This window comes from Streptomyces sp. NPDC057445, assembly GCF_042802855.1.
Lineage (GTDB): Bacteria > Actinomycetota > Actinomycetes > Streptomycetales > Streptomycetaceae > Streptomyces.
In genome coordinates this window covers 84,688-111,058 of sequence record NZ_JBHVDH010000017.1, presented here as the reverse complement: position 1 = coordinate 111,058, position 26,371 = coordinate 84,688, and the positions used below count along the sequence as shown (strand labels likewise).

Sequence of the window (26,371 nt, the reverse complement as noted above, 5' to 3'; positions counted from 1 at the left end):
GAACAGACCCCGTACTCACTGGGCAGAGCGCCTCACCACCGGGCGGTTCGAGAAAGCTCTGAAGGTAGTGATCAACTCGGTCCTCTTTCACTCCTCCGGCCAAGACCCGACCAGTGCCGGCACCTACACGGAGATGACCTCCCGCCTCACCGAACCCGGTTCTCCTCGGCCTCGCGGTCCTGGCTGTGCGCTCCTCATGTCGTCGACGAGCTCGAGAGCCAAGGCTTCTTCGAACGAGCTTCTGCGGTGGCGGCGCATCGCATCGGCGAGGCCTGGGTCCCAGGGGGTGTCCGGGATCTGGTCGGGGTCAAGTTCCGTCGTGGGGTCCGGCTCGATGGTGAGCGCTTCCAGGTAGTGGGTGCTGTTCATGCGCCATGGCTGGGCAGTGGGCGCTTCTTTCAGGACGGCGTGCACGTGGCGGATGCCGGCTGGGTCGAAGTCGGCGCGTACGGCTAGGGACCAGCCTGTCTGGTCGAGTCTGCCGAGGGCCTCGGTTTCTGTGGTGGAGGGTGTGCCCAGGAGGCAGATGAGGGGGGTTCCGGGTGCGAGGTCTGGTTCGTCGAGCATCGCGGTGGCGATCGAGGGGTTCTCGGTGATGTAGACGCCGCCGCTACCAAAAGGGTCGGGCCAGGTGCACAGTTGCAGGCTGCGTGGCGGAAGGGTGATGGCGTGGCCGGGTGGGGCGGTGAATCCGAGAGGGTGGAGGTTGATGGTGAGCAGTCCGCCAGTGAGGTCGTCGCAGCGTACGCCGAGGAGCGCCCAGGCTTCGCGGTAGTTCGCGTTTGGGGGGACGGTGCCGGTGTGGTCTGCGGTGGCGCGGATGAGGGTGGCGAGGAGTGTGCCGCGGTCGAGGGCTTTGGGGTGGCCGGCGCTGCTTTGGGCAAGGAGGCGCCGGTCGAGGACGGTGCCGGGTGGGGGGAGGTGGGTGAGGACGGCTGTGTAGTGGTGCAGGAGGCGCTCGGGATTGTTGGCGGTGAGGACGCGGTGGGCGGTGCCCTGGGTGCGCAGCTGGGCCCAGAGTGCCTGCGGGTGGGGGCGTAGGCGGGCTGTTTGGGGCAGGTTGCTGAGGAGTTGGTGGAGGAGGTCCTCGATTCGCTGGGCCCGGGCTTGGTGCTGCTTGCGGTGGTGAGCGGGTGTGCCGAGCGTGCGGTTCACGGCGTGGGCGGCTACGGCGGCCGGCGTGAGGTGAGGGCCGCGGACGGTGAGCTTGCGGGTCAGGCGGGCGAGGTCGATGGTGCGTTTGGTTGCGGGGAGGAGTCTGCTGCTGCCGAGCAGGCGTCCGGCGGCGCTGCGCTCTTCAGGACTGGCCGGGATGCGCAGGGTGAGGCGGCCCTGGCTGAGGGTGGTATCGCCGCTGTGGTCGCAGCGGGTGGCGATCTGCTCCCAGAGCCAGCGCAACTGAGGATTGAGCAGTGGCGTGAGGTCGGCGTCGGTGCAGTGGCCTGGGCACAGAGGGCAGGAGTTCAGCATGCGTGCCATGGCCCCTCTCCGAGGGTGGCGTTGAGGAGTTCTTCGAGGCGGTCGTTGTAGAGGTGCATGGGTCGGGCGATGACGGTGCCGTTGGAGGTTTTGTGAAGGTTGTAGGCGTCGACGCCGTCCCAGGCGTCGGGTGATCCGTCCCAGGCATGGCTGGTGCAGATGAGGTCGAGGTCGAGGTGGGAGAGGTAGCGGGCGAGCGCGTCGCGGCCGGTGAGGTCGACCTCTGCGGGGATCTCGTCGAGGGCCGTGATGCGGGGGGCTGTGGTTGCGAGGCTGTCGTGGGCCGCTGCCAGGGCGGCCAGCATGGGGGCCAGGACCACGAGGCGGCGCTCGCCGCCGGACAGGTGGGTGCCGGAGCCCCAGGTGGTTGGGTCTTCGCCGGGGCGGGTGATCTCGTAGCGGATGGTCACCCAGTTGCTGATGTCGACGATGCTGCGCAGCCGGGCGGCGCGGTTTTCGGCGGCGTCGGGGGCGGTTCCGTCGGTGCTGGTGCGCAGCTGGGCCAGGAGTTCGGCGCAGATGCGTTCTTGGTCGTCGGGGGTGCGGTCGGCATCTGAGGTGTGGCAGGCGAGTCGGTGGATGGTGCGCAGTCCTGGTGAAAGGCTGCGCTCGAGGGCGATGTCAACACGTACGCCGACGCCGGAGGAGGCAGTGGCGAGGGCCATGCGCTGGTTGACGAGTCTGCACCAGTCCATGAGCCGGGCCCAGGCGGCGCCCAGTGCTGCGGGGATGCGGCCGACGACGAACTTGTCCAGAGCAGTGGCGTCGGCGTCAGCGAGTTCCTGTTCGGCACGGTCGCGCAGCGCTGCGGCGTGCTGGGCGGCCTCGGGCGGTGCGTAGGCGGTGGCGTCGCGCAGGAGCTGGTAGTGCAGGTCGTGCTGGTCGTGTTGGTCGCCGGTGTGGATGCTGAGTTGCCATCCGTGGATGGGTTCGCTGGCCAGGTGGGCGCGCAGGGTGTCGGCGCGTGCGTGGACCTCTTGAAGTGTGGTGGTGGGGCCGGATTCGGTGTAGTCGGCGGCGATGGTCAGGATGTGGTCGTTGTTGTCGCCGTCGGTGGTATCGGAGCGGATACCGGGGGCTGCGATGAGCGTGCGCAGACGGGTCATGGCTGCCTCCGCGGCAGGGGCCTCTGCCTGAAGACGTCGGGAGAGTTCTTCACGACGGGCGGTGCTGTCGATGCTCTGTTTCTGCGCCGCCTTCTGCCGGGCGGTGGCGCGCTTGTGTCGGGTGGTGAGTCGCTCGTGCTCGTCCTGGGCGGCGCCGAGCCGTTGCTGCAGTTCGGCGACGTCGTCGGGGACGTGCTGCTGACGTTGGTGGAGCTCCGCGGCGGCGTGCTGGTGTTCCAGGTACAGGTTCCGCGCCTGTTCAAAGGCCGGGTCGAGCGATTCGGTGGGGGATGCGGAGCGTGTGGCAAGGCGTTCGACGGATTGGGAGAGATGGGTCAGCCGGTCGGCGGTGGTGCGTAGGTGGGCTGTTCGGCGAGCGTTCTCTTCGGTGAGGTGCGTGAGCTGGAGTGGGTCGGCGGGAAGGCCTTGGGTGCGGGTTTCGCTGTTCCAGCGGCGCTGCAGCAGCTCGAATCGCTCGCTGGCGGCGTAGGCGGTGTGTTCGTAGGTACGGGCTTCCTCCCGGGCCCGGGTGTCGGTGGTGGCGGCCTGAACGCGGGCCGTTTCGTGATGGTCGAGGTCGTCGAGCGTCGGGAATGTGCTGCTGGCGTCCTTCAGTTTTTGGGCGCGGAAGTTCAGGTGGTATTCGGCGCGGCGGTGACGGTCGGCGTCGGTCCGTAGGGTGCGTGCTTCCGCGCGGGCCTGCTCGGCCAGGCGGTGGGCGGCGGCCCGGCGGGCGTCAGTGCCGACGTGGGCTGCGCTGGGAAGCATGGTGGGGTCGTCGGCGCCGGGGTGGCGGCCGGTGAGCGGGCCAGCGCTCCAGCTGCCGTCCTGGCCGATGGTCAAAGGGCAGTTGGCGGTCTGGTCGGCGCTGGGCAGGAGGGCGATGCGGGCCAGGAGTGCGGTGACGGTGCCCGCGTGGGGGTGTTCGGGCAGCGGCTCCAGCACACGGTTGAGGCTGTGCACAGCTTGGGGTCCACGGACGGTTGCGGTCCAGCTTCCGGGGGCGTGAAGGGTGCTGGGGGTGAGGGTTGCGCCGAGTAGTCCGCTCGTGGTCAGCGCTGCTTCGAGGCGGTCGCGGTCAGGGCCGGGGGGAGGTGCGTCGTCGTTCCAGCGCAGGGCAGCGCCGAGGACATGGTCGTCGGGAACAGACGGTGCCCAGCTGGGGCGGGGCAGGGGCGGGAGTTGGCCGCCGGACCAGTGCCGTGCCTCGGCGTCCTTGTCGTCGGCCTGCGTTTCCAGGGCGGCGGCGGCACGGCGGTGTCGCTCGGCGCGTTGGAGGACCCGCTCGGCCGCGCGGTCGAGAAGGGTTCGGCTTTCCCGCTCGAGCTTCTGGGCAGCGGCCAGGACGTGGGACGGTTCGTTGCCGGTGTGCTGTTCGGCCCAGGCTGTCACCGCATCGGGGAAGGGAGTGGCGGTGGAGGCCAGCTGAAGGCTGGTCAGGACTTGTGCGGGCCATGCAGAGATGGTGTCCAGAGATGCCTGGGCGGCGGTGTTGGCGCGATGTGTGGCTTCCTGCAGGCGGGCGTGAGCGGCATGAGCTGCTGCGGCGGCCGCTTCCGCGGCGATGTGGGCGTTCTGGCTGTCTTGCTCGGCTGCGGCTACGGGTTCGTGCGCACGCAGCTGGCAGGCGGCTCGATGGGCCTGGGTTTCAAGCCGTGTGGCGCTGTCACGGATTTCCTTGGAGAGCGATGCGGTCTCAGATGCGTCGGCGCGCACGGTCACGGCGGGGCCGGGGTCGATAACGCGGTCGGCGAGTTCAAGAACGGTCTGGGGCTGGGCGTGCAGGCGTACTGGCCTTTGAGCCAGATTCAGTTGCGGGTCGGACTGCCGGGCGGCTGCCAGGATGGCATCGATGTCGCGGGCCAGGTCCTCGGCGTCCTCGTGCAGATGCTGTGACCGCTCGGCCTGGGCGCCGGCCTGGCTTTCCAGCACTGTCCATGCGCTCGCGGCTTGACGGTTCAGCTGGTCGCAGTGCTGGCGGAAGCGTTCGAGGTCGAGAGCGTCGGCAATGGCGTCGCTGTTTTCCAGAACTTTGATCCGGGCGTCATTGTGGGCCTGCTGGCCCTCAATTTCGCTGAGTTCGCGCTCCACTTCGGCCAGCTCACGCGCGGCGTCGGTCTGCTCTTGGCCGTAGGCCTCGGCCTCGGCTTCAAGGGCCTGGGCCTGCCTGCGCAGAGCTGTCGCGCTGTGCAGGGCCTTGTGCACGGTGTCGCGGGCGTATCCCGACCAGGCTGTCGCGAACGCTTCCATGTGATCGGCGGTCTGGCGGTCACGCTCGCAGCGCCTGCGGGTCTCGTCGGCAGCAGTCAGGGCTTTGCCGGTGACCTCCAGCACGTCCTGGCTGACCTCCGGAAGGTTCTCGCGGAGGGCGTTTGCTGCATCCTTGGGGGTCGCCACGGTCATGTTCCAGGGGTTGCGGATGTTGCGGGTCAACTTCGCGATGTCGCGTAGCTGGCCTGCCGTGGCCCCGTAGATCCGTGTGGCCAGGTCATCCACGTAGTCGTCCGGGCTGGTGAAGATTTCTCCGTCGACCTGCTGGACGTCTTGGGTGAAGTCGTCGGCGGTGACGGCCGCGCCGCCGGCCTCATGGAGTGTCAGGGTGCCCTCGGGGCGGCCTGGGATCCGCCAGGGTGTCACTGTGACCTGCACATCGGCATGTCGGGAGAACTCGAGTCGAACGCCGTAGGTGATCAGTCCCGGCTCGCTCTGGTGCGGCGGCGTGGGTGCGGCGAAGGTGACCCACAGGTAGCCGATCCGACGGGTGCCCTGCAGGCCGTGTTCCATCAGCACAGCCAGGGTGGTCCCACGGGCTTTGGCGGCGTTGAGGCGGCGTGCGTCGAGGTCAAGGAGGTAAGGGTAGAGGGCTTCCAGCAGGGTGGTCTTGCCTGTGCCATTGCTTCCGCGCAGGACCAGGCGTCCTGAGATGATCTGAAAGTCCGCATGAGCGTAGGCCCAGACGTTGCTGACACCGACGGCATGCAGGGTGAAGCGGCGCTGATGTCGGCCTTCGGCTGCCGGGGCCGGTGCCGGATTCTGGTCGGTGGAGGGCGTGAGGGTGATCGTCAAGTCGCTCATGGGGTGTCCTTTGCCTCGGGTGGGGAAAGGGGCGGAGGCGGTGTGTCCCAGCGGGCAGCCGCCGGGGAGAACCACCAGGTCGTTTCGAAGCCTTCGGTGATGCGCAGCATGTCCAGGCCTTGCCACAGCTCTCTAATCCGTTCGGCCAGGCTTGGAACGCAGGCACGTAGGTTGTTCGCCCAGCTGGTGTGCTCCTTGGCCAGCAGCTTCAGGTGGGTCAGGACGTCGTGGTAGGGCACGCTGCGCCAACCGGGGCCGGGCTTGCGCGGATCCGCGTCGCCAGCGCTTTGCCGCAGGACGTGGTCGCGCATCAGGACAGCGGCGTGGGCGACGGTTCCGTGAGCTCGAGGGAAGGGGTGAGGGCCCAAGGTGTCGGAACCGTGACTGTCTTCCCTGTCCACGATCAGCGCAACGCCTTCGGTTCGTTCCTCGATGTGCAGGCCGAAGGCTTCAGCAGTGGCGGCAACCTCATCGTGGAGATGAGTGCGCAGCCAGTGCTCCTCGTCCGTGTTCAGATCGCTGTAGAGGACGGCCGTCTCGTCCACCAGCCGGGCCATCACGCGTTCGGCTACGGCATCACGGGGCTGGGCATCGGGGGTGCGGGGCGAGATCAGGTGCAGGATCCGCATGTGGTGCAGCTGCAGCAGCACGGCGGGGCGTTGGTCGGTCAGCAGGGTCTGCAGGTCTCCTTCCAGCTTGTTCATCAGTCCGCGGTTGATGAGCATGTGCAGGGCGTTGAGCATGCTCTGCAGCTCAGCAGCGGTGCCTGTGACCGGTAGTGAGACCTCGGCGGCCGCCGCCCGGGCGCTTTCGACGAGCGCGGGCAGTCCCACGCGCGAGGGGAGGGCGTCGATGGCGGCGATGAACAGCCAGAACCAGGTGGCGGTGGGAGCGGAGGAGGTAGGGACGAAGACGTCCGGCCGGGGAGCTGGTCCTTTGATCAGGCGGACCAGGTCACGTTCGATGATGACGCGCCATCCCAGGCGTGTCATCGTCAGGCGCACGTGGTGGGCGTGACGGTGGACCATTTCGATGTGGAGGGCATGCCGCTCCTCGTACAGCCAGGGCACGGCCGCGAGGAGGCGGCAGATGTCGGCTGCGTCCGGGTCGGTGTCCCCCGGATTGGCGAGGAGGCTGGTCATGAGACCGCCTTCGCGGGCTGGGGCTCAGCGTTCCTTCTTCCGAAGACCTGAAGCTGTTGCGGGGTGGGCGGCTGCTTGGGGCGGTGGAAGACCGCGATCTGGCCCGGCAGGGCCAGGGACCAGTTGGCGCCGCGGAGCCGGCCCTGGTTGTCCGGTGTGGGCAGGAGCGAGCATCCGAGACCTGCGTGGGCGCCCGTGCGTACGCCGTCCGCGGCGCGGGCGGGTGCGCCAGCGGCTGCCACCACCGCAGCAAGGGCAGCACGTGCCGCAGGAGCAGACAGAGGCCGGATGCCGCTGAGGACTTCGCTGATTGCCTGGGCCTGTTGTCTGGCGTGTGCTTCGACTTCACGCTCCACTGCCTCCCTCTCAGCAGTGTCCTGGCGTGCTCGGGTGACGGGTCCCCGGGGCTTCATCTGTCCTGTCGTGCGCAGAAGCGAGGGCAGCGGTACGTGCGGCCCGTCGTGCCAGGAGCTGCCCTGGGCCGCTTCGGGAGCGCGGGTGTGCAGCTTGCGCCAGGGGTGGTCGGCCAACGCAGCAGCGGTGATCTGGGGCCCGGTCTGTGGGTTGGCGCTGGCCGCTGCCAGGTGGAGGGCTCGCGCGCGTACGGTTCCCCCACTGGTGAGTCCTTGCAGGCGGCGCAGGTTGGCGTGCATTGCCGGGATGGCCGCTACCACACGCAGGCTGAACCGCGCGGCCTTCCCCCGCAGCGGGTCGAACCATTCGGTCAGCTGCTGCCAGTCCTGGGGACGGCTACCGCGCGATGCGGTCAGCAGGCCCTTCCCCACCAGAGCTTGCGCGCGGGATGCCGAGCGGCAGGTGGCCGCCAGGTCGGTGAAGCGCGGGCCGAGGAGGCACAGCAGCCGGTGGGCGCGGGCGACGCCGTGTTCCACCTCGGCAACGACATGAGTGGCGTAGCCGAGGAGCATCGACTTGAGTTCGGCGGTGTCGCTTTGGCTCAGGTCGAACCGTCGCGCTAGAGAGATCAGGGCGTCGGCCGCGCCGGTCAGCGCGGAGTCGAGGTCGTCATGGCTGACAAAGACTTGGCTGACCAAAGCGGCCGTCTCCTCAGGGCCCAGGCTGGAGCGGCCGGCAAGGGTGGTGAGCGCGTCGGTGATGTTCCTCAGGCTCGGCAGAGGGATCTCCCTCTGGCCGCAGTCCCGCTCGCGCAGCACGTCCTGGTAGAAGCGGTGTACCTCACGCCCCACCGGCGTGGCCGACCAGCGCCACCGCGTGCCGTCGAGTTCTTCGAACCGCCTCAGGTCGGAGTCCGGATGCCCTGAGACGACCCGGTACTTACCGTCCAGGTCCTTCAGCCGCTGAGCCACCAGCTGGACCGTCATGCCGGGGAAGGACGGAGCGACGGTTTCGCTGATCTCGCCCGGACTGAGGTCGTCGACGCACGACGTCAGGACGTCCATGATGGCCACGTACTGATCGCGCAGGGGAACAAGCAGATAGGCCAGGGACCGGCTCAGGTCCCCGGCGGGCACGGCCAGGACCTCGGCAGGAGCGGTCCCGTCAGTCCTCATGGCCGGGACGACAGCTACGTCCATCACACCTCCACACAAGCAATGAACCTTTTGTCCGCATTTATATGTGGTGGCACTGACAACGTCGTCCATAGCGGTGAGTACCGACGGCGACAAACCGCATGAGCCCAGCCCAAAGGGTGAACTAACGCTTCTTGGGGGCACGAGACTCGAGGAACGCCCGACAGGTGCTCACATGCGGCCTGGCGAGACCGGGTCCGCATACCGTCAGCGGAGTGCGCTGACGCGCCTTTTGCTCAGCAGGGCTGTTGACGGCACCTAGCAGCGCCCCCTGCAACTTCGAATCGGGCGCACCACCGCAGCCGCTTCCCTGAAGTGAGCCACCATGACCTGGCCTGGCCTACCCGCCCCGGACGAGCCCATGACCGTCGAGGCATGCTGGCACCGCTGGCCGAGCAGAGTGGAGCGCACCGAACTCGTTCACGGGGTTCTGCTCGTCAGCGGTCTCTTCGACGCTACCGACTCAAGAACAAGCTCTGCGCCATCGACGGGGGCGCCGCCTCCGCCTGACCCCTCCACAGGCGCAGGGTCGCCGCGGTCAGACCCCTTCCCGCAAGACCAGCTTGACCCGGCGCCTGTCCAGGTTGATATCGGCGACCTCGACCAACAGCACGTCACCGATCGCCAGAGGCTGGTCGTCGCCCACCGGCTCAGGCAGCTCCGAGGCTGGCAGCAACCCTTCGACGTGATCGTGGACACGAACGAAGACTCCGATCGAAGCCACCTTGGTCACCCTGCCCGAAACCACATGCCCAAGATGCGTCCGGGCGAAGTGACGGAACGGATCGTCCTGCAGAGACTTTAGGGACACGACGAGCCAGTCCAGATCAACGAGGGCATCGACATCACTAACCGATGAGCCGGTTCCTGTAGTACGCCGACAGCCAGACGAGCTCACGCATAGGCGGCCAGCTGCTGGAGTCTCTGCAGGATGACCTGGCACTTCGTGACCGCATCATAGGTGCCGCCCAGTGGCTGCCTCCGGTATGCCGATCGACGTGCCGACCACAGCCCCTTCCACACCGCCACGGGCCCTATGGCGTCCTCCCACTGGCAGCTGTCAAGCCAGATCTGGACGGGTGCCCGCTGCCTGTGATGGCGCAGGAGTTCTCGCTCAAATACACCGCGATGGAAGGCCATGTTGTATGCAACGCACCGGCGGCCGGCGAAAAGCCGAGTGAGCGTGGGCAGGAGCTCGGTGAAGGTTGGAGCGTGCGCGACGCGCTCGACGGTGATGCCATGCAGGGCGCTCGCCGCGCTGCAGATCGGAGCGCAAGGGTTGAGCACCTCATCGACCACGGTCCGGCCTTGATTGTTCAGCGCACCGATCTGTACCGCCCACACCTTCTCCAACCCGGAGGTCTGGACATCCACCATCAACAGCGCAGGGTCGGAGAGCAGTTCTCTGGCCCAGCCCCCCACGATCGCGCACTCCCGCGACCATGTCGACGGCCGGCGCAGGACACGCACCGCGTCGTCCAGGGCGGAATGGCGCTCCGCCGCCGACTGCACGTGCCACAACCCGTCGCTGTCGGTGCGAGCGTGAAGCGTGCCGAGGTAGCCATGTCGTCCGTATGCGGCCCAGCTAGGTCGCTGAGTATCGGCAGGCCGCACGAAGTGCACGGGCTCGCCGTCGACGCGCCGACTGAACGCATCACCCCAGGTACTCGGACCTACGCCGCGATGCACTTTGCATTCCATAGGCAGATCTTCAAACACGGTGCCGTATTGACTCGGCGAACAGCGCACGACACGCCGTTGATGCAGACCAGGCGGCCTCCGTCGAATGCGGACGTGAGGGCCGTCAGAGTTGGCTCACCGCAGAAGAGCGATCCGGGCGGGGCACGCGGTGCATTCCGAGCCGGTTCGATCGTTATCCAGGGGGCGGAGCTACTTTGCGCAGTTCAGGCCACTGATCGTGAGTGCAGGCAAGTTAGACAAGTACGCCTTGTCATGTTGGAGAAGGTGTTTCGGTCGAAACACCTTCCTGCACTCGCGTTCGGATCGGGTCAGGTTGTCCATGAAGTGGTTCGGTCGAACCGTTTCCTGTACTCCCGTTCGGGGCGACGTACCGCGGCGGGGGTGTACGCACGGGCCAGCAGCAACGGGAGGAGGAGCTGAGTAGGAGCTACGGCGCGTACCCGGCCCGCGTGCTGGTCAGCGGTTTCGTCAGAGTTGCCCACCCTGGCGATCGCGCCAACGGTCCTGCTCGGCCCAACAGGCGACCAGCTGCTGACGGAGAGACTTGGCAGCCTCGGCGGCCAGGGTCACCGCAGCAGCCAGCTCGCCAGTGGTCGAAGGCAGCAGGTGGTCGGGCAGGCCGGGCTCTTCCTCGCGCAGTTCCTCATGCATCTGCTCGACGGTGAGCTGATCGAGGCCGCGACGGCTGTTGTACCAGACCTCGCCATACGCTCGGGTCGTCTGCTCGGCGGTGTGGAGCATGCCGTTGAGGAGGCGGGCTCGTGCCCGCCAGGCGCTTTCCGCGACATGGGCAGCAGCGGGCCTGGCGCCCTCAGGGAGTTGACGCCACTCGTCGGCGGTGAGGACGGCGTCGCCGGCGGTCGCGAGCTCGACCTCGATGTAGGTAACCGGCAGTTCCTCGGCGGTCGGGCGGGTTGACGCCTGGGTGATGGCCTTGGAGACGGCGGCGCCGCTGGTGCCCAGGCGGTCCGCGACGGCTTGCTGGGAACCGAGGCGGTCGGCGGCGTCCTTGAGGTAGTGGGCGCGGCGCTGGGCGGAGGCGGTGCGCTGGTGACGGCCGCGGGCCTCCTCGCGCCGGACGCGGCGGATGGCGACCTCGTCGGCGTCCTGGAGAAAACGGGCGGCGGAGTTCTGCATCATGACGGTCCTCCCTGGGCGCGACTACCTCCCCAATTAACCCTAGAGTTGGCACCTTTGTCAACCCTAGGGTTAAGGTGCCGAACCATTGGATCGAGCGGCGAATCCGTCCAGTGCCAGGGGACACCGGCAGGCGTGACCAACGTCGGTCCCGGGGTGGCCTGCTGGCACGGCAGATGTGCGAGGCGATGCTGATGGAGCTGGACACAACTGCTGCTTCCGTTCGGCTGCACCTGATCCACGGTCTGCCGTTGCTGCGGCCGGACGAGCAGGTCTTCGAGGCGATGATCAAAGGCTGGCGCAACCAGCAGCTGGCCCGGAACCTCTCGCCGGGATACGCCGATGACCAGGAGTGTACGGTCAGGGCCTTCACCCGGCATGCCGACGCGATGCCGTGGCAGTGGACGCCGCAGCACGTCGATGAGTGGTCGGCCGATCTGCGGGCTGTGCACGGATGCGTCCGCTCCACCTTGCGCAACTACTAGGGCTCCGTGCGCCAGTTCTTCGACTTCCTGACCAACCCGGCCTACGGCTGGAGCGACGAGTGCCTCCGGCACTCCGGAACGACGGGCCTTCACCCGGCCCGAGCTGGAAGCGTTCTTCGACCACGCCGACGAGGAAGTGCTGCGTGTTCGCGGCAAGGGCCGCAAGGGCTGGCTGCCGGCCTTCCGGGACACCACCTTGTTCAAGGTCGCGTACGCCTACGGCCTGCGACGCAACGAGACCCGGATGCTCGACCTCACCGACTTCGGCCGCAACCCAGAAGGCTCGGAGTTCGGTGAATACGGCACCCTGCTGGTCCGCTACGGCAAGGCCAAGAAGGGGTCGCCACCGAAGCGTCGCAGCGTGCTGACCGCTTGGCGCTGGACACCCGGCACTCAGCAGTGCCAGCAGGCCGACATCGACGCCTGACACACCGAGAGCCTGGCCACCCGCCGTCCGTCCCACTCATTCCTGCGATGGTGCATGAATACCGGCCGGATGCCCCGCCTCACACTGCCGCCCGCCGTCATCACCCAGGACCCGGAACCGCTGCACCAGCACCGTCGGTTCGCGATGCTCCGCCGTGTCCTCAACGACGATTCCCTACCCCTGCGGCCAGGGTCGCGGCCGCGCTCGTTCTCCTCTATGCGCAACCCGTCAGCCGTATCGTTCGACTCACCATCGCCGACGTCACCGACGACGAGACCACCGTCACTGTCCAGTTAGGAGACCCGCCGTCCCCGCTGCCGGAGCCCGTCGCCGACCTGATGCGGGCCTACCTCCAGTCCCGCCAGCACCTGCCCTACGCCAGCAGCAGAAGTTCACAGTGGCTCTTCCCCGGCCGCCAGCCCGGACAGCCGATGAACCCAGTCAACCTCCGAGTCCATCTGCGTGAGATCGGCGTCCCGCCGCAGCGCGGCAGGACTTCCGCGATCTGCCAGCTCGTCCTCCAAAGCCCCGGCACCGGTCATCGCGAAGGCACTCGGCTACCACGACAAGACCACCACCCGGCTGGTCACCGAAGCCGGAGGAACCTCGAGCCGATACGCCCCCGGCGGCCACTGAGGAGTATGTCGTCGCCCGATGGGGCCACGTGTCTGTCAGCCCTGCTCGATAGGGTCCGCATCGCACCCAGCCGCGGAAGGACTCTCACATGACAACGTTTGACGAGCTCACCGCCTGGGCCGGCACCGGGAACGTCACAAGGGCAGACTCGGCAGTCGTGTCGGGCTGGCAGATCCCCGAGGAACAGAAGGCACTACTTGTTGATGTCGGAATCCCCATCGTCGATCAGTTGATCGAGTACGTATCGTTCCAGGTGGAGGCGGCTCCAGCACTCCAGACGTCAGCTGGCAGGTCGCTCTACCTCCTCACCCAGAATCACCATGACAACCTCGTGCCAGGACTGCAATGGTCGTTCGGCGTCGAACCCGGCACAGGGACGGTCTACTACGTCCTTCCTCAAGGCGAGGCATGGTTCGCCAACTCCTCCATAGACCTGTGGCTGCGGACCCTGCACCACTACGGCCTGCACGTCAGCGAGTCCGAAATCCTCAGCGATCCGGATCACCGCGAGGTCGAAGCCCTGGCCGAGCTCAGCATGCTCGCTGACGAACTCAAGAAGATCGATCCACCTGCCTTCGACGGCTACCACGGGTTCATCTGGGCCGAGTTCCTCGACCGCTGGCTCTGGTAGTTGCCCCCGGCCGCCACGATCCCCAAACGATCACTCACCGTGCCCAGCGCGTCGAGCGGCTCGCGAATACGCGACACCGGAACATGCGGGCTTACCAGTCCCGGGGCCGGAAACGCCGTACAGAGCAGGCGCGTGCCTCCTGCCTCGCGGGCGGACTCGGCTTCTCCCGTCCCCTCGATCGCGCCTTCCATGCAAACGAGGTCGATCAGGGACACGTAGTCCTCATCATGTGGCATCGCCCTCGGGAAGATACGGACAGAGGTCGGCGGGTGCTGACAACGTCGGTCAGGCCAGAGGGACGAGCGCGGTCCGGGCGGCGTTCGGGATCCAGCGGCGGTCGCGGGGGCCGTTGAACACGTCCCGTGGCAGAGGGACAGACGTGGCGCTGAGGGTTTCGAAGACTTCCAGGTAGATGTCGTCGCCTTCTGGGGCGTCCTTGCTCGCCTCGGCAAACGCGGCGACCATCGCCTTCGTGGCCTGGCCGGACTCCTCGGCGCCGGCCGGGCCGAAGTCGGCACGGTGGGCTTCGAACCAATCGGCGGCCCATAGCGCTGCGTGATCCTCCCGACGTACGACCGCGACCGCGCTGATGTACGGATGGTCGTTCCTAAGACTCCCGTTGCGCCCAGCGACCGCGCGGAACTCTCCGAGTACCCCGTCAGGCTCGAGAGGGGCTTGCAGCGCGAGGTCGCCGTACATCGCTGAGAGAACCATGTGCGAGTCAAAGGGGATCGGTCGACCAGCCGGGTTGTCCAGCACAACCACCAGCGGCCAGCCCCGGTCCCGCAGACCTCGGAGCTGACCGGCAGCCTTCTTGATCTGCTTCCGGATCGGAGGCAGAGCGTCCTCCAGCGACCGCGCCATCACCTGGCCCAGCACCGCGTTCTCGAACATCCCGTAGGTTTCGAATGCCTTCACCTCAGCCACAATCGTGTGCTCGCCAGCCGTGATCAGGTAGTCGGGATGCCGCCCGGTGCCGAAGTCCGGCTCGACCTGAAAGGAGTAATCCCGCTCGCGGAGGTAGCGGGCGACACGTTCTTCGGCGAGTGCACCGGCCCTGGGCACGTTCATGCCAGCAGTATGCCGCCGCGTCTGAGGTGGGAACGACAACAGTGCCCCGACCGGGGCACGTCGACGGTCGCCTGCCGACGTAGGACCGGCTCGGACAGTCCCTGACCGTTGGTGCTATGAACTGCCCGGCTCAAGTTCCGGGGGTGGTCCAGGCACGAAGTTGGGCGGCGATCTCCCGAACGTCCGCGCCCTTGTGCTTGGCCCGCATGACCAGAGCGAGTGCTGCCTCCGGCTCGTAGGTCATGTAGACGCTGTTCGCGGCCAGGAAGGTTTCGGCTGCGAGCCACGCGAAGAACTGGTTTCTCTCTTCGAGGGGCTCGTGGAGAATGATCGTCTCCAGCATGGCCGCCGCCTTGAGCCACAGAGAGCCGTAAACATCCTGGGCCATGTAGCGTGCCCGGACCCGCGCGCACACGGCATCGAGGACGCCAAGGTCCAGGCACGCCGGATCGCCGGGAAGGGTCTGCGCAACCTGCAGCAGCTCTTCTGCGGTGAGGAAGCGTGTCACGCGGCGTGACCGTGGCGCGTTTCGTGCAGGTCGCGGCTGCTCAGCGGCGCGGCGTCGGGCCAAGCGTTCGAGGGGGCAGGTGACGGGCGGGGCTCCTCGCCATGCTCGGCGAAGACCGGGGCCAAACGCACGACGCTCTCGCCCGCATGCTTGAGCGCCTTGAGGAACGGGTCCTCGGCGGCGGCCAGGGCCGCGTCACGGACAAACGCCTCTGGCGACTTGCCAATCAGCCGAGCGGCGTTCTCCACCCGCGCGTACTCCTCGGGGTTGAATCCGGAGGGCATCTCACCGTTCTGCTCCATGAGAGCGAAGATACCAGCGCGATCATGATCCCCGCGAGAAAATCGGCCGCCCTCTCGTGCGGCCTGGCCACGCTGCCAAGGGCACCTCAGCTCGGCCGGAACGCGTCCCGCAGTGCACAGAGGGTCTCGCCCCGCGGGACGACTGACACCTGGCGCGCACAGATAGTCGCTGTCCGTCATGCGCACGGCAAAGTGTCAGGTCTCGCGCGAATGGCCACGAGCCCCTCGGGTTCCTCGTGCCGCTCCCCGAAGCACGTGCAGAATTCTGTTGACGCGAGTGACGCGTCTGCCGGCGATGGCTCTGTGTTTCGCCGGTCGATTGCCGCTGGGTCTGATTCACAAGCCCCCTGCCGGGTTAACGGCGGACGTCATCGGGGGTTAGGTCTGTGCGGATCCGTTGGATGCGGACTGGGTGTCGCCAGGCGCCCCGATCGACGGCGGTGTCACCTTGGAATTCCACGACAAGCTCGGGGGCGACGGTGGTGAAGCTGAGAGGCTCGCGGTTGCCCCATGACGTTGAGAAGCGCACGCCTTGCCACGGGTGGTCGGCACCGCCCGGAGAGAGAAGGCCACTGAGCTCGGTGCGCAGGTGGGAGGGCAGCGGGGTGCTGCGGGCCACCAGCCGTAGTAGACCCTGGTTGGTATAGCGACCGAGGAGGAGGGTCCGCGGGTGAGTCAGAGTGCCGGTCACAGCGGCGACGATCGCCTCGGCGCTTTCCCGGAACCGGTATTTCTGCCATCGGCGGCGTCCGCACTCGTAGTGCTGGGCCACTCCTTTGGCTACCAAACCCTCCACACCGACCGTGCTCCAGTCGCGAAGCCACTCCTCCGCCTGGGTCCGGTCGGTCGTTGACGGGGTGAGCGCCCACGGTGCCTCGAGACTGTGGCTCTGGAAGAGGGACTCCAGGGATGCCCGGCGCTGCTCGTAGGGCCAGGCGATCATCTCGGTTCCGGCGTGCTGGATCAGGTCGAAGGCGACCAGGTGCGCGGGCTGCGCTCGGGCCAGCTGGGCAACGGCGCCGGGCCGACGGTTCAGGCGCTGCTGCAACGCGGGAAAGTCGAACCGGCCTTCCGAGTAGATGACGGCTTCGCCATCGAGGACGACGTCTTCGCCGAGCGCTGCCGCCGCCTCGGCGATCTCTGGGAAGCCGTTGGTGAGGTCACGCCCATTGCGGGACTGCAGGAACACCTCGCCGTCCGGGCCGGCGAAGACGAGGAGCCGGTAGCCGTCGTACTTCGGCTCATACACGGTGCCGCCGGGCAGTGCGCCGGGGCCAGGCAGGCGTGGCACGGCCTGGGCCAGCATTGGTTCCACCGGCGGCGTGAGGCTCACATTCTGGAACATATCAGCCATGTAATGCGAAAATCGGCGCATTACCGGACCTCCGCAGGGGGATCGCCGTGGATCTAGAGAGCGTGATCGACGAGCTGTACGGACTGCGGCCAGCCGCTTTTGTCGCGGCCCGGGACGAGCGCGCGGCGCAGGCGCGCCGGTCCGGGGACCGCTCACTGGCCGAGCGGATCCGCGCCCTCCGCCGTCCCACCCTGGCGGCGTGGACCAGCAACCTTCTCGTACGCCGGCAGCCCGAGGTGGCCGAGCGCCTGGTCAAACTCGGTGCCGAACTGCGCCAGGCGCACCACGATCTCGACCGCGACCAGCTGCGCAGCCTCAGCAGCCAGCAGCATGCCGTGATCTCCGCCCTGGCTCGCCAGGCACGGCATCTGGCGGCTGAAGTCGGCCAACCTGTGAGCGACGAGGCGCAGCACGAGGTCGAAGCGACCCTGCACGCGGTTCTGGCCGACCCACAGGCCGCAGCGGAGTGGGCGGCCGGCAGGCTCACCCGCCCCCTGACCGCCCCTTTTGGTTTTTCCGCCGACAAGACTCCGCGGACGAGGGCCGCCGCACCCTCTCAAGCCCAGCCCACCGGACAGCGCGGAGAAACGAGCGACAAGCGCAGCCACAACCGGCAGCTGCGCGAGCAGATTGACCAGGCGCGGAAGACGGCCGAGAAGGCCGAAGAAGCCGCGCACACTAGCGAGGAACAACTCAAGGTCGCCGAGGCGCACCGGCAGCGGGCAGAGCAGGAGGCACGGGAGAGCGAACAGCGCACGGCCGACCTCGCCCAGCAACTACGGGAGGCAGAGACCACCTATCGTGAGGCCCAGAACAGGGCACGTGCCGCTCGGGAGCAGGTCACGAACGCCGAGCGGGTCGCCCGGGAGGCACGCCACCACGCCTCGGTCGCCGCCCACGCAGCAGAGCAGCTGGAGGACGGGAGCTCGTCCCCTGGGGCCGTGCGGGACCTGCCGAAAGGGCAGACCGCGGCCAAGACGACGGCACCAACCAAGTAGACAGTCACGATACGGAGACAGCGCACATCGGCCGGAGGCCCCCAGTGCCCAGCGTCGGCATCGGAACATCAAGGAGACCCACGGCCTCGCTCCTGCCCTGACATGAACGCGTGGGGCACGTGGCGTTTGACCGGCTCGACCGATGGGTTGATAAATGAGCGCACCTCCCCGGCGTGCCCTGGCCGTGGCGGATCATGCTGGGGGCGTCTCGCCGGTACCCGTCAGTCCCCCCGCGCCCTCAAGATGACCATTGCGGTCCTCAAGAAGGTGGGGCCTTTCATGAGTTCCGAGAGGACCCCTTCGCAGTAGCGGTGGCCCCTGCTCGAGCCCGCCCCGGTAAGCCGGAGCCAACTACGACCACCCCTGCGCTGGGATGAAGTTGCGCCTTGCGCTCCGTCCTGCTGTGGCGGCGTCTGCCTCCACACAGTTGCCAGGGCGTTGCCGGTCTGCGTGGCCGCGGTGCCAACTCGCGCGAGTGAATCGGGGAGTCGCTCCACCCGCTGCCGGGCGGAGCGCACTATTTCTATGGGTGTGATCAGAAACGTGATGCGTGCTGCTGCCGTTGCTTCCATGTCATGTCTGTCGCTGGGCGTGCCTGTGTCGGCAGAGGCCGGGGCGAGTGCCGCGCGTTCCGGCATCGAATGCCCTGGCGGCTATGTATGCATCTACCCAGAGATCAACTTCGGGGGGCAGCCCTGGGTGCGGCGGGCAGTCGACGGTGGCGTGAAGGACCTGCCCTCTGCAATCCGCGACCGCGGCAGCTCGATCAGGAACAACTCCGACCGCACCGCACGGGTCTATGAGAAGAGGAACTACTCCGGCCGCTGGGTCTGCGTGACTCGCAGCGGAGGCTCCATTCATGACCTGCGTTCCTACAACCTCAACGACCAGACCCGATCCCTAAAGATCAACCGCAACGACTGCGGCTGAAGCCTGCTTCTCGTGCCTCGCGGCACCGAGCCGATGTCTGGCGCAAGACGATTCCGGTCGGCGCGGCCATCTGCGCGGCGGCTGCGACCGGCTGGCGGCCACGGCAGCCCAATGAGGGCACACGACGCCGACAGTTCGCGGCGACTTCGGTGAATGTCGTGCACTCCTCAGTCTGCGCCCGCCGACGGAGTCGGGGTCAGCTGCCAAGGACAGCGTCGATCTCCGCGATGCGGGCGGCGAGGCGATCCCGCTCGGCGAGTAGGGTCTCGTGCCCCGGAGCGTCGCCCTCGTTGACGACGGTCCACCGGCCGCCGAGGGCGCGGGAGCGGCCCGCAGTCCTGGGTGACCGCGTGCCGCAATGCAGTGGGAGGCGTCTCCGGCACGTACGACCGACACCCGCCAGACATGGCCAGCGGGGCAGGCTCCGGCGCTCTTCGTCTGGTCGCGTGGCCGCTGTGTCGGCGGCCAGTGGGAAATCCCCGCGTACGGCCAGCTCGATTCCCCACCCAACAGTCACACTCAGTAGTCTCTTCCCTGGCCCGCCTTCATCGTCGGCACCGGTGAGGAGACGACCTCCACTATGTTTCGCCGGTTCTCGGTAGTTCGACTGCCGATCGGCGACTCTGTGGAACCGCGCAGTCGCCAGGCAGTGTCTGACGTAGGGAATCGCAAGGTGACGACGGGTTGCTTTGGGGGCGGAGAGAGTGCAGCCAGCTGGCGAATTGAGCGCAGGCCTCAGCCCGGAGGAGGTGGCTGCTCTCCTGCTGGGCAAGATTCGTCGAGGTGACGGCTACGCCGATAGGAGGAAGCAGCAGTTCCGCCGGCTTGCTTCAGTGATCAAGATGGTGACGCTGGCACTGTCCGCAGCGTCCACCATCATCCTGGGCCTGCAAAGCCTCAACACGTGGGCCGGTCTTGCGTTTGCCCTGGTGGCCCTAGGGACGTTGCTGGGGGCCGTCGAGCCGTTCTTCAACTGGCGCTCCCGATGGGTGCTGATGGAGGAGACCCAGTATCGTTTCCGGCGTCTGGCCGATGACCTGGAATACCTCGTGGCATCAACGTCTCCCGGCGATCTGACGCACGACCAAGTCAACGCCATTTTCCTTAGCTATCAGGACATCTGGGATGATCTGTGCCGCGTGTGGCTGGAGCAACGCCGGGAACCAGTGACGTCGCGCGGTACCTGAGGCAGTCGCTGCCGTTCCGCTGCCGGACGTAGGCCGGGGCCACCATGGAATGTGCAGGGTCGATCTAACCCCCTTCTTGGCCACGCCACCGGCGTGACGTCACGCTCTGTAGACGAAGTGGCCGCCAGCGGGGAATTGAAGTGGCCGCGCCGGGGAGCTGACGTGGCCGCAGGCGGGGAAATTTAACTGTCCGCTGTCACCGCTGGCGGTACGCCGTGGTAGTCCATCTGCCCGGCAGGAGTGGGCAGATGGGCGCAACGTCTGTCAGGTGGCGGTGAACCTGGACAGCTCCACGAGCGTTGTCGCCTTTTGTACGCATGGCCACAGTCAGGGCTCCGCATCGCGCACGGCCCCGTCGTCGAGCCAGCGGCGCGGCCGTACTGGCTCATGGGCGGAACCGCGACCTGAACGCGGTACGCCCGGCGTCCCTCGACGCGCCGCGGACCCGAGAGCCTGCCCGCCAGGCACGTGCCCCGGGGTCACTGAGATGCAAGCAGGTGACCGGTGCATTCACTCAGCTCTTCACCTTTGATCGGCCGGGTCGCCAGTTCGGCAAGCCGGTCAGACCACGGCCCACGCGGGGCTCCCTGGCTGGCAGTCACAGTCCCGGTTTTGGGTCGTCGTGGGGCGCGGAGCGTGTCCAGGCGTGTGTCCAGGAGGTGCTGGGCAGTGCGCTGTCGTGCGGCGTGGGCGGCAGTTTGTGCTGCGGCGCGGCTGGTGTCGGGGTATTGCTGGTGCCAGCGTCGGCTTTCCTCGGTGGCGTAGGCGCGCAGAGCTTCTGCGTCGGCTTCCACTGAGCGTGCCAGCATGGCCAGGGCAGACGCCCGGTACTCCGGTTCGGCGTCCCGGACGGTCTGCAGGGCGTTGAATGCCAGAACCGAGTGCACATTCCGCAAGCTCTGATACTCATGATCAGTGGGGTCCATCAGGTCGACCAGGTGCTGACGTCTCTCGTCGATGCGTCGCTGCACATTGGCCCGAACGCTAGCGGCAACTGCTTCGATGTCGACGGGGTCATCCAGGTCGGCCGCCCAGGTGGCGGCAATCAGGCCAAGCTCGGCGATGAGGTCTCGGGTCTGGCGTCGATAGCCGCAGGTCTCGCACAGGCCCGCGGCTCGGTCGGCGCCGCAGTCCTCGCATGGAATTGCTTGACGGGCAGCTCTGGCGGCCTTCGCTGCAGCACGCTCGTTCGCGGCTTCCGCCTGCGCCTTCGCGCGGACTGCTTCCTGCCTGGCTTCGGCCTGGCGGCGACGCTGCACGAGGGTTTCTGCCTCGAGCACGACTTGGTTGCGCAGGCGCTCTTCTAGGGCTGCCCGGCGAGCGGCCGCGGCAGCACTGGGCATCGACGCCTCGACTTCGGCGACTGTCCTGGCGCGCTGGGCCCGGCGGATGCGGATGACGTTGTCGCAGGTTGGGCAGTCGCTGCCGGTGTCAAGGCGGGTGCCGTCGTCGCAACGCATGTCCGAGCATGCGGGACGCTGGACGAGCCCGCGGCGAAGGAGCCATCCGACCGGCTCGCGGACACCTGCGGGGCCGCCGTCTGCCCGTAGCCGCTCCGTCAAGCGCTGGGCGAGCAACTGCGGGGCTACCTCGGGGCCGGTAATTCCACTGAGGGTGATGAGCTCGGTCTCCGCCGCGCAGCTGATTAGGCGCCTTTGTGCGGCAGTGAACTGCGACCACAGGCAAGCAACCGGTCCCAGCGCGACCAACAGCCGGTCATCCTGCGACGGGCCATTGCGCCCGGATTCCGGGCGCGGTCGGGCATCCTCTCTTCTCCCCTGGTGGACGCGGAGGTTTTGGGGCTTGTCCCCGCGCAGCGGGCTGGCAGCGCTCGTTCCGAGCTGCAGCTTTGGCCCGGCCGGGAGAGGCTCGGCCTCGGCCTCGCGCGCGCACGCGCGTCCCGGCCGACGGCCCCGCCCCCTACGGACTTCGCCGGAAAACCCCTCACTACCAGCATCAACTTCCCGCCCAGGAACCCCGGCAGAGTGATCAGAGTGAAGGCCTGCCGGAACATCGGGCTCTGAAGTCGCAGCGCGCTCGGAGCTATCGGTCGCCCTGACCTGCGTGTCCGTGCGTGCGTGGGGAGCGTCACTACTCCCTGCCGCAGCGTCGGGGTCCGCAACGTCAGACAGACAGGCTGTGGTCACCTGGGGCGAGGGCCCGTTGCCGTGGGCGGCTGCCACCGCCGGCACCATCAGCCGGGTACGGTGCACCATCCCCGATGCCGTCCGCAGGCGGACCCGTTCAATCAGGCCCTGGTGCTCCAGGCGCTCGAGTACCCGCTCTGCTGCGGCCGCGGTGCAGCCCAGCAGCCGTGCCACGGTCGCGGCCGCGCGGCCGCGCTTGGTGTCGATGGTGCCGCCGCACTGCCGCACGCGCCCCGTCGGGGCCGTCTCCAGCACCAGGAGCAGCAGTGCGAGCCGGTCGGTCGCGGCCCCACGCCCCGTACGGGTGCCGATCAGCCCGGGCGGGGTGACCGAGCCGTCTCGGTGTACCCAGCCGGGCGCCATGAGCGCCTCCATCAGCCGGAAGAGCGTAGCGAGCTCCTTGCGGTGGAGCGCCAGCGGATGACCCACCTCGCTTCGTGCCTCCCACAGCGGAAGGACCCGGCATCGGAGCCCGGAGTTTTCACCGAACTCCCCCGTCGCCGTGACGACCTCCACGACGCCTGAGCGGCGCAGCCCGGGCACGACAACTGACGCGGCGTAGGACTCCGACATGCCCAACCAGCGGGCGAGTTCACGCGTGCGGATCTCCACCACGCCCGACGCTGATGGGGTGCGTGCCGCCAGCACCAGCACTGCCAGCCTCACCGCGTCCGCCCCTGGACTGCCGAGGAGAACGTGAACCGCGCTTCTGATGCGCGCACGAGCGTCTCGCCCGAGCGCCAGCGGCCGCCCGGGACTGCTCACGGGCGCCGGGCCTGCCTGCTCGGGAACCGAGCGCAGACGGGGGAGCCGCGCGCCCGCAGCCTTGCCGTGGATGGCGGGCAGGCCGACGCGGCGCGGGGAGGGGACCACCGCTGCTCGTTGGGTGCCGGCGCTCAACCGAAGCACCCGCCTCGAATAATGGGGCGAATCGGGCAGAGAGGGCAGTCAATCTCGACGGAGGGAATGAACTCGCCCGTGCGAATCAGGATGAAACGGGCGTAGGTGGACTGGCGAAAGGCATAGTGCTCCTGCACAATGGCTCCTGTCGTTGAGGCATCGCCACAAACGGCATGACGAAGCCCCTCGTGGACTTCGTGGTTCTCGCCGAACCAAGACCGAACTGTTCGACCGGCTCCCGACCGGACGGACAATCCCTTCGGCGGGCTCTCCCAAGCCCTCCGGTGGCAGATGGGCGCTGAGCCGTGGGTGACTCCCAATCACCCGCTGGCTGAGCAGCCGGGGCGGCATGAAGACCCGTACGGGCGCCGCCCCCGACGATCTACGTCATTCCGGCCCCCTCACCACGTGAGGTGCGGACCGGGGTGCGCGCGGACAGCACAAACACCCCGCCGAAGGACCAGCCATCGCTCATGCGACAGCTGGCACCACGGCGGGGTGCGGTGAGTCCAGTGCTGAGTACGGGTACCCTGATCACGTCGACCCCTTCTGGAGAGATAAAAGGGTGCTCGGCAGGCCGCAGGACCCCCATCACAAGGTCTTTCGGCCACGTGGCCCCTCTCGACTTGTCCAAGGTCGATTGACGGGGCCACTTCTCTTTTTGATCAATGCTCGGCGCAACTCTACCGGCCCCGTCACGCCCGAAGAGCCCTCGGGGCACACGTGTCGCCCCAGGCCTGCGCCCGTTCCTGAGCATGAGTTGATCTCCTTTCAGCTAGGCCCGCAAGCGGTGGCGTAGTAGGAGGCGAGCACGGCTTCGGCCCCCGATCCCTGCGCAGTCAGAATGCGCTGATACCGCGCGGACCGTAGGTCTCCGGCGATCTGAATCCGCGAGTGCTGCTGTTCGGGCAAGCAGTAGCCGTCCGCGCTCACGGCAAGGCCCGTCAGGGCCGCGGGCGTGTTCCCCAGGTTGCTCAGGACCGTGCCAGCCGCGTAGGTCTTCCGCTCTCCATGCCGGTCCTCCACCTCTACGCTCCAGTCATCCCCGTAAGGCGGTCGAGACAGGACTACGTGGGACACCGGCACGATTCGAACTCGCTCGTCACTCGAGACCTCAGCAACCTTGTACTCGTCCGCTGGCGGACAGAGGACGTGCAGGGTGGTCGAGGTCGCGGGGTGTGTGCGAAGCCAGGTTCCGAGCGGTCGATCACCACCCAGCACATATGTGCGACCGAGCAAGTCCTGGGGAACTGCGCGCCACAGCGGTGGCGGTGACAGCTCGGCAGAGGCACTCACCCAATCGGCATCGGACGGGGTCTGGGCGGCTACGCCGGTGGCAACCACGATCGTCTGCGCGCCGAGTACCCGTCCGTCATCGAGGACTAGCTCTGCACGGTCGTCCAGCCCACGTACCTCCACTGCACGGGCTTGTATTACGGAGCATCGCCCGGACTTCTGCAGGCACGCCAAGTCCGATGCAAGGGCCGTAGCGAGTTGCGGCCCGGTTGACCAACCGCCAGGCACGTTCTCCAGTGCACCGATGGTGTGCAGCTTGCCAGCCACCGGACCAGCTTCCACCACGAGGGTCTGCAGGTTGAGGCTGGCCGCCATCATCGTGGCTGCCACCCCGGCTGGGCCGGCGCCGACCACGAGCACGTCCGCTTCGGTCGTCGTGGCACTCATGCGTGTGCTCCTTCAGTTCCGCCGAGCCGGGACAGCGCTTCATGGCTCGTGATGAGTTGCTTGGCGCCAAGGTTCCTGGACGCCAGCAGAAGTGCTGCGTCGTGGTACTGGCGTCCGCCCGTAGAGGCGCAGGCGTCGGTAACGATCCACGGCCGGTAGCCGTTCTGATAGGCGGCCATTGCCGTGTCGTAGACGCAGGCGTCCGTGTCGATGCCGCACACAACCAGGTCGTTCCAGCCAGCGTCACGGATGAGTTCGGTGCCGCTAGGCGTGAAGGCTGACGAGCGCACCTTGTCGATCACCGCGGAGGCGTACCCCGCGTGTGGAGCGAGTTCGGCGACGAGTGCCTGCTCTTCCGCCGTGCGGAGCCGGGTCCATCCGGTGATTCTCTCGTACGGCGATCCCGGCTCGTTGCGAAAACGGGTCAGAACGATTGGGGCCCCCGCCTCGCGCCAGCCTTCCACCAGCCGGACGACTGTGGGCAGTACGCCCTGGCTGTGCCGGTTGATGAAGCCCTGTTGCACGTCAATGACCAGCAATGCTGTCGATCGAGGATCCACTCACTCCGCCTTCCCTGAAGCCATCACCGGTTGCTGTCTCGAAGGGCATCCTGGGCTGCGCGCAACCGATCAGGAAGGTCACTTGTCGAGAGGATCGCCTCGCGCATCACCCGATGCTGGGCAGTTTCCGTCGGGCGCGCGGTGGTCAGCCGCGAGTAGGCACCGCGAAGGAAGCGCCATCCGTATTCTGGCGGCATCACCGGATCCTGACCGTCCTCGACCATGCTCAGGATGTGGGAAGACAGCGCCCAAAGAGCCTGAACGTCCAGCTCCAGGGCCACAATCTGGCTCATGGTCAGTGCACGCTCGTCCGACTGAGGGTGGTAGGCCACTCCGGACCAGCCGGCGACGCCCCGAGACACGCCTCCACCGAAGGCGACAGCTTCAGGGTGGGTCCAGCCGTCCCGGAACTTGGCATCCTCCACCCCAGGAGCAAGCGGGACCACATTGGACGGGTCCTGACGGTTGACTAGCACCGATGGCGTGGTCAGTAGCTGAAGAGCCGTGTCCAGGCCAGTACCGCTCCAGGCGTTCTCGCGAAGCTCGTAAGCAGACAGCACGTATTGAGGCACCGGCGGCAGCCCGCGAACCTGCCCGTCACCTGAGCCCGTAGCCAGCAGCCGAGTCAGCCTCTCCCCCACCCACTCCGGATCCTTCGAGTAGCTCCGGTAGCGCCACACGGCCAGCTCGGTCAGCGATTCGACTCGCTGATGCTCTTCCAGATGCACGACCGCGACGCCGCACGCGTAGACATGGAGCGTCGACGCCTGGGCTGACCGGTGGCAAGCCCCGCGCACACGCTGCTCTAAGCCTCCCGGCCCAGCGGGCCGTGGCGTGGCCGACTCGTGCAGCGGAAGGCTTCGATCCCCCAGGTACACCGGCAGAAACTTGTGCGAGACAACGGTGCACGGACCTGGTCGAGCGGCTTCAGCTCGAGCTGAAGGGACTGGTTCGCCGCGGAGCGCCGCCAGGCGGAGGCGGAAGGCTTCCCGTTCCTGCGGCGTGCACTGGGCGAGTGCCGTGTCGAGAATCTGCGCCGTCTCCGGCCGGCAGACGCTGCTGCTGTTGTTCTTCCAATTCGAAACCGTTCGAGGACTGATGCCGAGGCGATCGGCGAAATCACGCACCGAGGCACGCATCACCGAGCGCAGCAGCAACGCCACTTCGCCTGTCCACTGCTCCACGGCGATCACTACACACCCCCTCAGCGGTCATCTGCCAGGCGGGAAGCGACCTACTTCCACGCTGCTTCCACACCACTTCCACGGCAGGGCATCTCGCCGAACTCGCACGCCCCGGAAGCTATGGGACGTTGATCGAGAACTAGCAATCCGACGGGAGAACTCCATGCCGAGCGCCGCG

General features: G+C 67.5%; 21 protein-coding genes. 6 read left to right on the top strand and 15 right to left on the bottom strand.

Translation table 11 applies throughout. From position 1 onward, the window contains the following. Positions 1 to 123: 123 nt before the first annotated feature. The 7 genes from ACFU5O_RS28035 to ACFU5O_RS28005 form a co-directional block, all read right to left on the bottom strand. Positions 124 to 1,479, bottom strand: a complete 1,356-nt coding sequence (locus ACFU5O_RS28035; protein WP_384244762.1) for a DUF2399 domain-containing protein — start codon at positions 1,477 to 1,479, stop codon at positions 124 to 126. Then, positions 1,464 to 5,660 (bottom strand): SbcC/MukB-like Walker B domain-containing protein, encoded by a 4,197-nt coding sequence (locus ACFU5O_RS28030; RefSeq protein ID WP_384244760.1) that lies wholly within the window; start codon positions 5,658 to 5,660, stop codon positions 1,464 to 1,466. Before ACFU5O_RS28030 ends, ACFU5O_RS28035 begins: the two co-directional genes overlap by 16 nt. Continuing rightward, a complete protein-coding gene (locus tag ACFU5O_RS28025; RefSeq protein WP_384244758.1) occupies positions 5,657 to 6,802 on the bottom strand; it encodes a DUF2398 family protein in 1,146 nt (381 codons plus the stop codon). Before ACFU5O_RS28025 ends, ACFU5O_RS28030 begins: the two co-directional genes overlap by 4 nt. Continuing rightward, the gene (locus tag ACFU5O_RS28020; protein ID WP_384244756.1) at positions 6,799 to 8,331 is read right to left on the bottom strand and encodes a DUF2397 family protein; all 1,533 of its coding nucleotides are present in this window, start codon (positions 8,329 to 8,331) and stop codon (positions 6,799 to 6,801) included. Before ACFU5O_RS28020 ends, ACFU5O_RS28025 begins: the two co-directional genes overlap by 4 nt. Positions 8,332 to 8,890: 559 nt before the next feature. Continuing rightward, entirely contained in the window at positions 8,891 to 9,100 is a 210-nt protein-coding gene (locus ACFU5O_RS28015) for a S1 RNA-binding domain-containing protein (RefSeq protein WP_384244755.1), read from the bottom strand. A 146-nt stretch (positions 9,101 to 9,246) separates the two neighbouring features. Further along, entirely contained in the window at positions 9,247 to 10,053 is an 807-nt protein-coding gene (locus tag ACFU5O_RS28010; RefSeq protein ID WP_384244753.1) for a 3'-5' exonuclease, read from the bottom strand. Between the two features lie 468 nt (positions 10,054 to 10,521). Beyond that, positions 10,522 to 11,193, bottom strand: coding sequence for a hypothetical protein (locus ACFU5O_RS28005; RefSeq protein WP_384244751.1), 672 nt, complete (start codon positions 11,191 to 11,193; stop codon positions 10,522 to 10,524). 191 nt (positions 11,194 to 11,384) lie between these two features. On the opposite strand from ACFU5O_RS28005, the gene ACFU5O_RS28000 reads away from it, so the two are divergent. The 3 genes from ACFU5O_RS28000 (at position 11,385) to ACFU5O_RS27990 (ending at position 13,369) form a co-directional block, all read left to right on the top strand. Beyond that, positions 11,385 to 11,675 (top strand): hypothetical protein, encoded by a 291-nt coding sequence (locus ACFU5O_RS28000; RefSeq protein ID WP_384244749.1) that lies wholly within the window; start codon positions 11,385 to 11,387, stop codon positions 11,673 to 11,675. Positions 11,676 to 11,811: 136 nt separating this feature from the next. Continuing rightward, complete coding sequence (locus ACFU5O_RS27995; RefSeq protein ID WP_384244748.1) at positions 11,812 to 12,102, top strand: hypothetical protein; 291 nt, start codon at positions 11,812 to 11,814, stop codon at positions 12,100 to 12,102. Between the two features lie 724 nt (positions 12,103 to 12,826). Then, positions 12,827 to 13,369, top strand: a complete 543-nt coding sequence (locus tag ACFU5O_RS27990) for an SUKH-4 family immunity protein (protein WP_384244747.1) — start codon at positions 12,827 to 12,829, stop codon at positions 13,367 to 13,369. Positions 13,370 to 13,654: 285 nt separating this feature from the next. Here ACFU5O_RS27990 and ACFU5O_RS27985 read toward each other — a convergent pair whose 3' ends face one another. The 4 genes from ACFU5O_RS27985 to ACFU5O_RS27970 all read right to left on the bottom strand — a co-directional run bounded on the left by ACFU5O_RS27985 (position 13,655) and on the right by ACFU5O_RS27970 (position 16,625). Continuing rightward, positions 13,655 to 14,440 carry a nuclease-related domain-containing protein gene (locus ACFU5O_RS27985; RefSeq protein WP_384244746.1) on the bottom strand — a complete coding sequence of 262 codons (786 nt, stop codon included), beginning with the start codon at positions 14,438 to 14,440 and terminating at the stop codon, positions 13,655 to 13,657. A 130-nt stretch (positions 14,441 to 14,570) separates the two neighbouring features. After that, positions 14,571 to 14,948 (bottom strand): fic family toxin-antitoxin system, toxin component, encoded by a 378-nt coding sequence (locus ACFU5O_RS27980; RefSeq protein WP_384244744.1) that lies wholly within the window; start codon positions 14,946 to 14,948, stop codon positions 14,571 to 14,573. Further along, entirely contained in the window at positions 14,945 to 15,250 is a 306-nt protein-coding gene (locus ACFU5O_RS27975) for a hypothetical protein (protein WP_384244743.1), read from the bottom strand. The genes ACFU5O_RS27980 and ACFU5O_RS27975 overlap by 4 nt, the downstream gene beginning before the upstream one ends. 355 nt (positions 15,251 to 15,605) lie before the next feature. After that, positions 15,606 to 16,625: an ATP-dependent DNA ligase gene (locus tag ACFU5O_RS27970; RefSeq protein WP_384244742.1), complete on the bottom strand. Its 1,020-nt coding sequence runs from the start codon at positions 16,623 to 16,625 to the stop codon at positions 15,606 to 15,608. 26 nt (positions 16,626 to 16,651) lie between these two features. Here ACFU5O_RS27970 and ACFU5O_RS27965 point away from each other — a divergent pair, with 26 nt between their 5' ends. The 3 genes from ACFU5O_RS27965 to ACFU5O_RS27955 all read left to right on the top strand — a co-directional run bounded on the left by ACFU5O_RS27965 (position 16,652) and on the right by ACFU5O_RS27955 (position 19,719). Next, positions 16,652 to 17,602 (top strand): hypothetical protein, encoded by a 951-nt coding sequence (locus tag ACFU5O_RS27965; protein ID WP_384244741.1) that lies wholly within the window; start codon positions 16,652 to 16,654, stop codon positions 17,600 to 17,602. Between the two features lie 525 nt (positions 17,603 to 18,127). After that, entirely contained in the window at positions 18,128 to 18,532 is a 405-nt protein-coding gene (locus ACFU5O_RS27960; RefSeq protein ID WP_384244739.1) for a peptidase inhibitor family I36 protein, read from the top strand. 749 nt (positions 18,533 to 19,281) lie between these two features. Beyond that, positions 19,282 to 19,719 (top strand): DUF4231 domain-containing protein, encoded by a 438-nt coding sequence (locus tag ACFU5O_RS27955; RefSeq protein ID WP_384244738.1) that lies wholly within the window; start codon positions 19,282 to 19,284, stop codon positions 19,717 to 19,719. A 479-nt stretch (positions 19,720 to 20,198) separates the two neighbouring features. Here ACFU5O_RS27955 and ACFU5O_RS27950 read toward each other — a convergent pair whose 3' ends face one another. The 4 genes from ACFU5O_RS27950 to ACFU5O_RS27935 all read right to left on the bottom strand — a co-directional run bounded on the left by ACFU5O_RS27950 (position 20,199) and on the right by ACFU5O_RS27935 (position 26,202). Continuing rightward, the gene (locus ACFU5O_RS27950) at positions 20,199 to 22,532 is read right to left on the bottom strand and encodes a hypothetical protein (RefSeq protein ID WP_384244737.1); all 2,334 of its coding nucleotides are present in this window, start codon (positions 22,530 to 22,532) and stop codon (positions 20,199 to 20,201) included. A 1,005-nt stretch (positions 22,533 to 23,537) separates the two neighbouring features. Continuing rightward, positions 23,538 to 24,449 (bottom strand): NAD(P)/FAD-dependent oxidoreductase, encoded by a 912-nt coding sequence (locus tag ACFU5O_RS27945; protein WP_384244735.1) that lies wholly within the window; start codon positions 24,447 to 24,449, stop codon positions 23,538 to 23,540. After that, positions 24,446 to 25,009 carry an isochorismatase family cysteine hydrolase gene (locus tag ACFU5O_RS27940; protein ID WP_384244734.1) on the bottom strand — a complete coding sequence of 188 codons (564 nt, stop codon included), beginning with the start codon at positions 25,007 to 25,009 and terminating at the stop codon, positions 24,446 to 24,448. The genes ACFU5O_RS27945 and ACFU5O_RS27940 overlap by 4 nt, the downstream gene beginning before the upstream one ends. A 23-nt stretch (positions 25,010 to 25,032) precedes the next feature. Next, positions 25,033 to 26,202, bottom strand: coding sequence for a helix-turn-helix domain-containing protein (locus ACFU5O_RS27935; RefSeq protein WP_384244733.1), 1,170 nt, complete (start codon positions 26,200 to 26,202; stop codon positions 25,033 to 25,035). Positions 26,203 to 26,371: the final 169 nt, after the last annotated feature.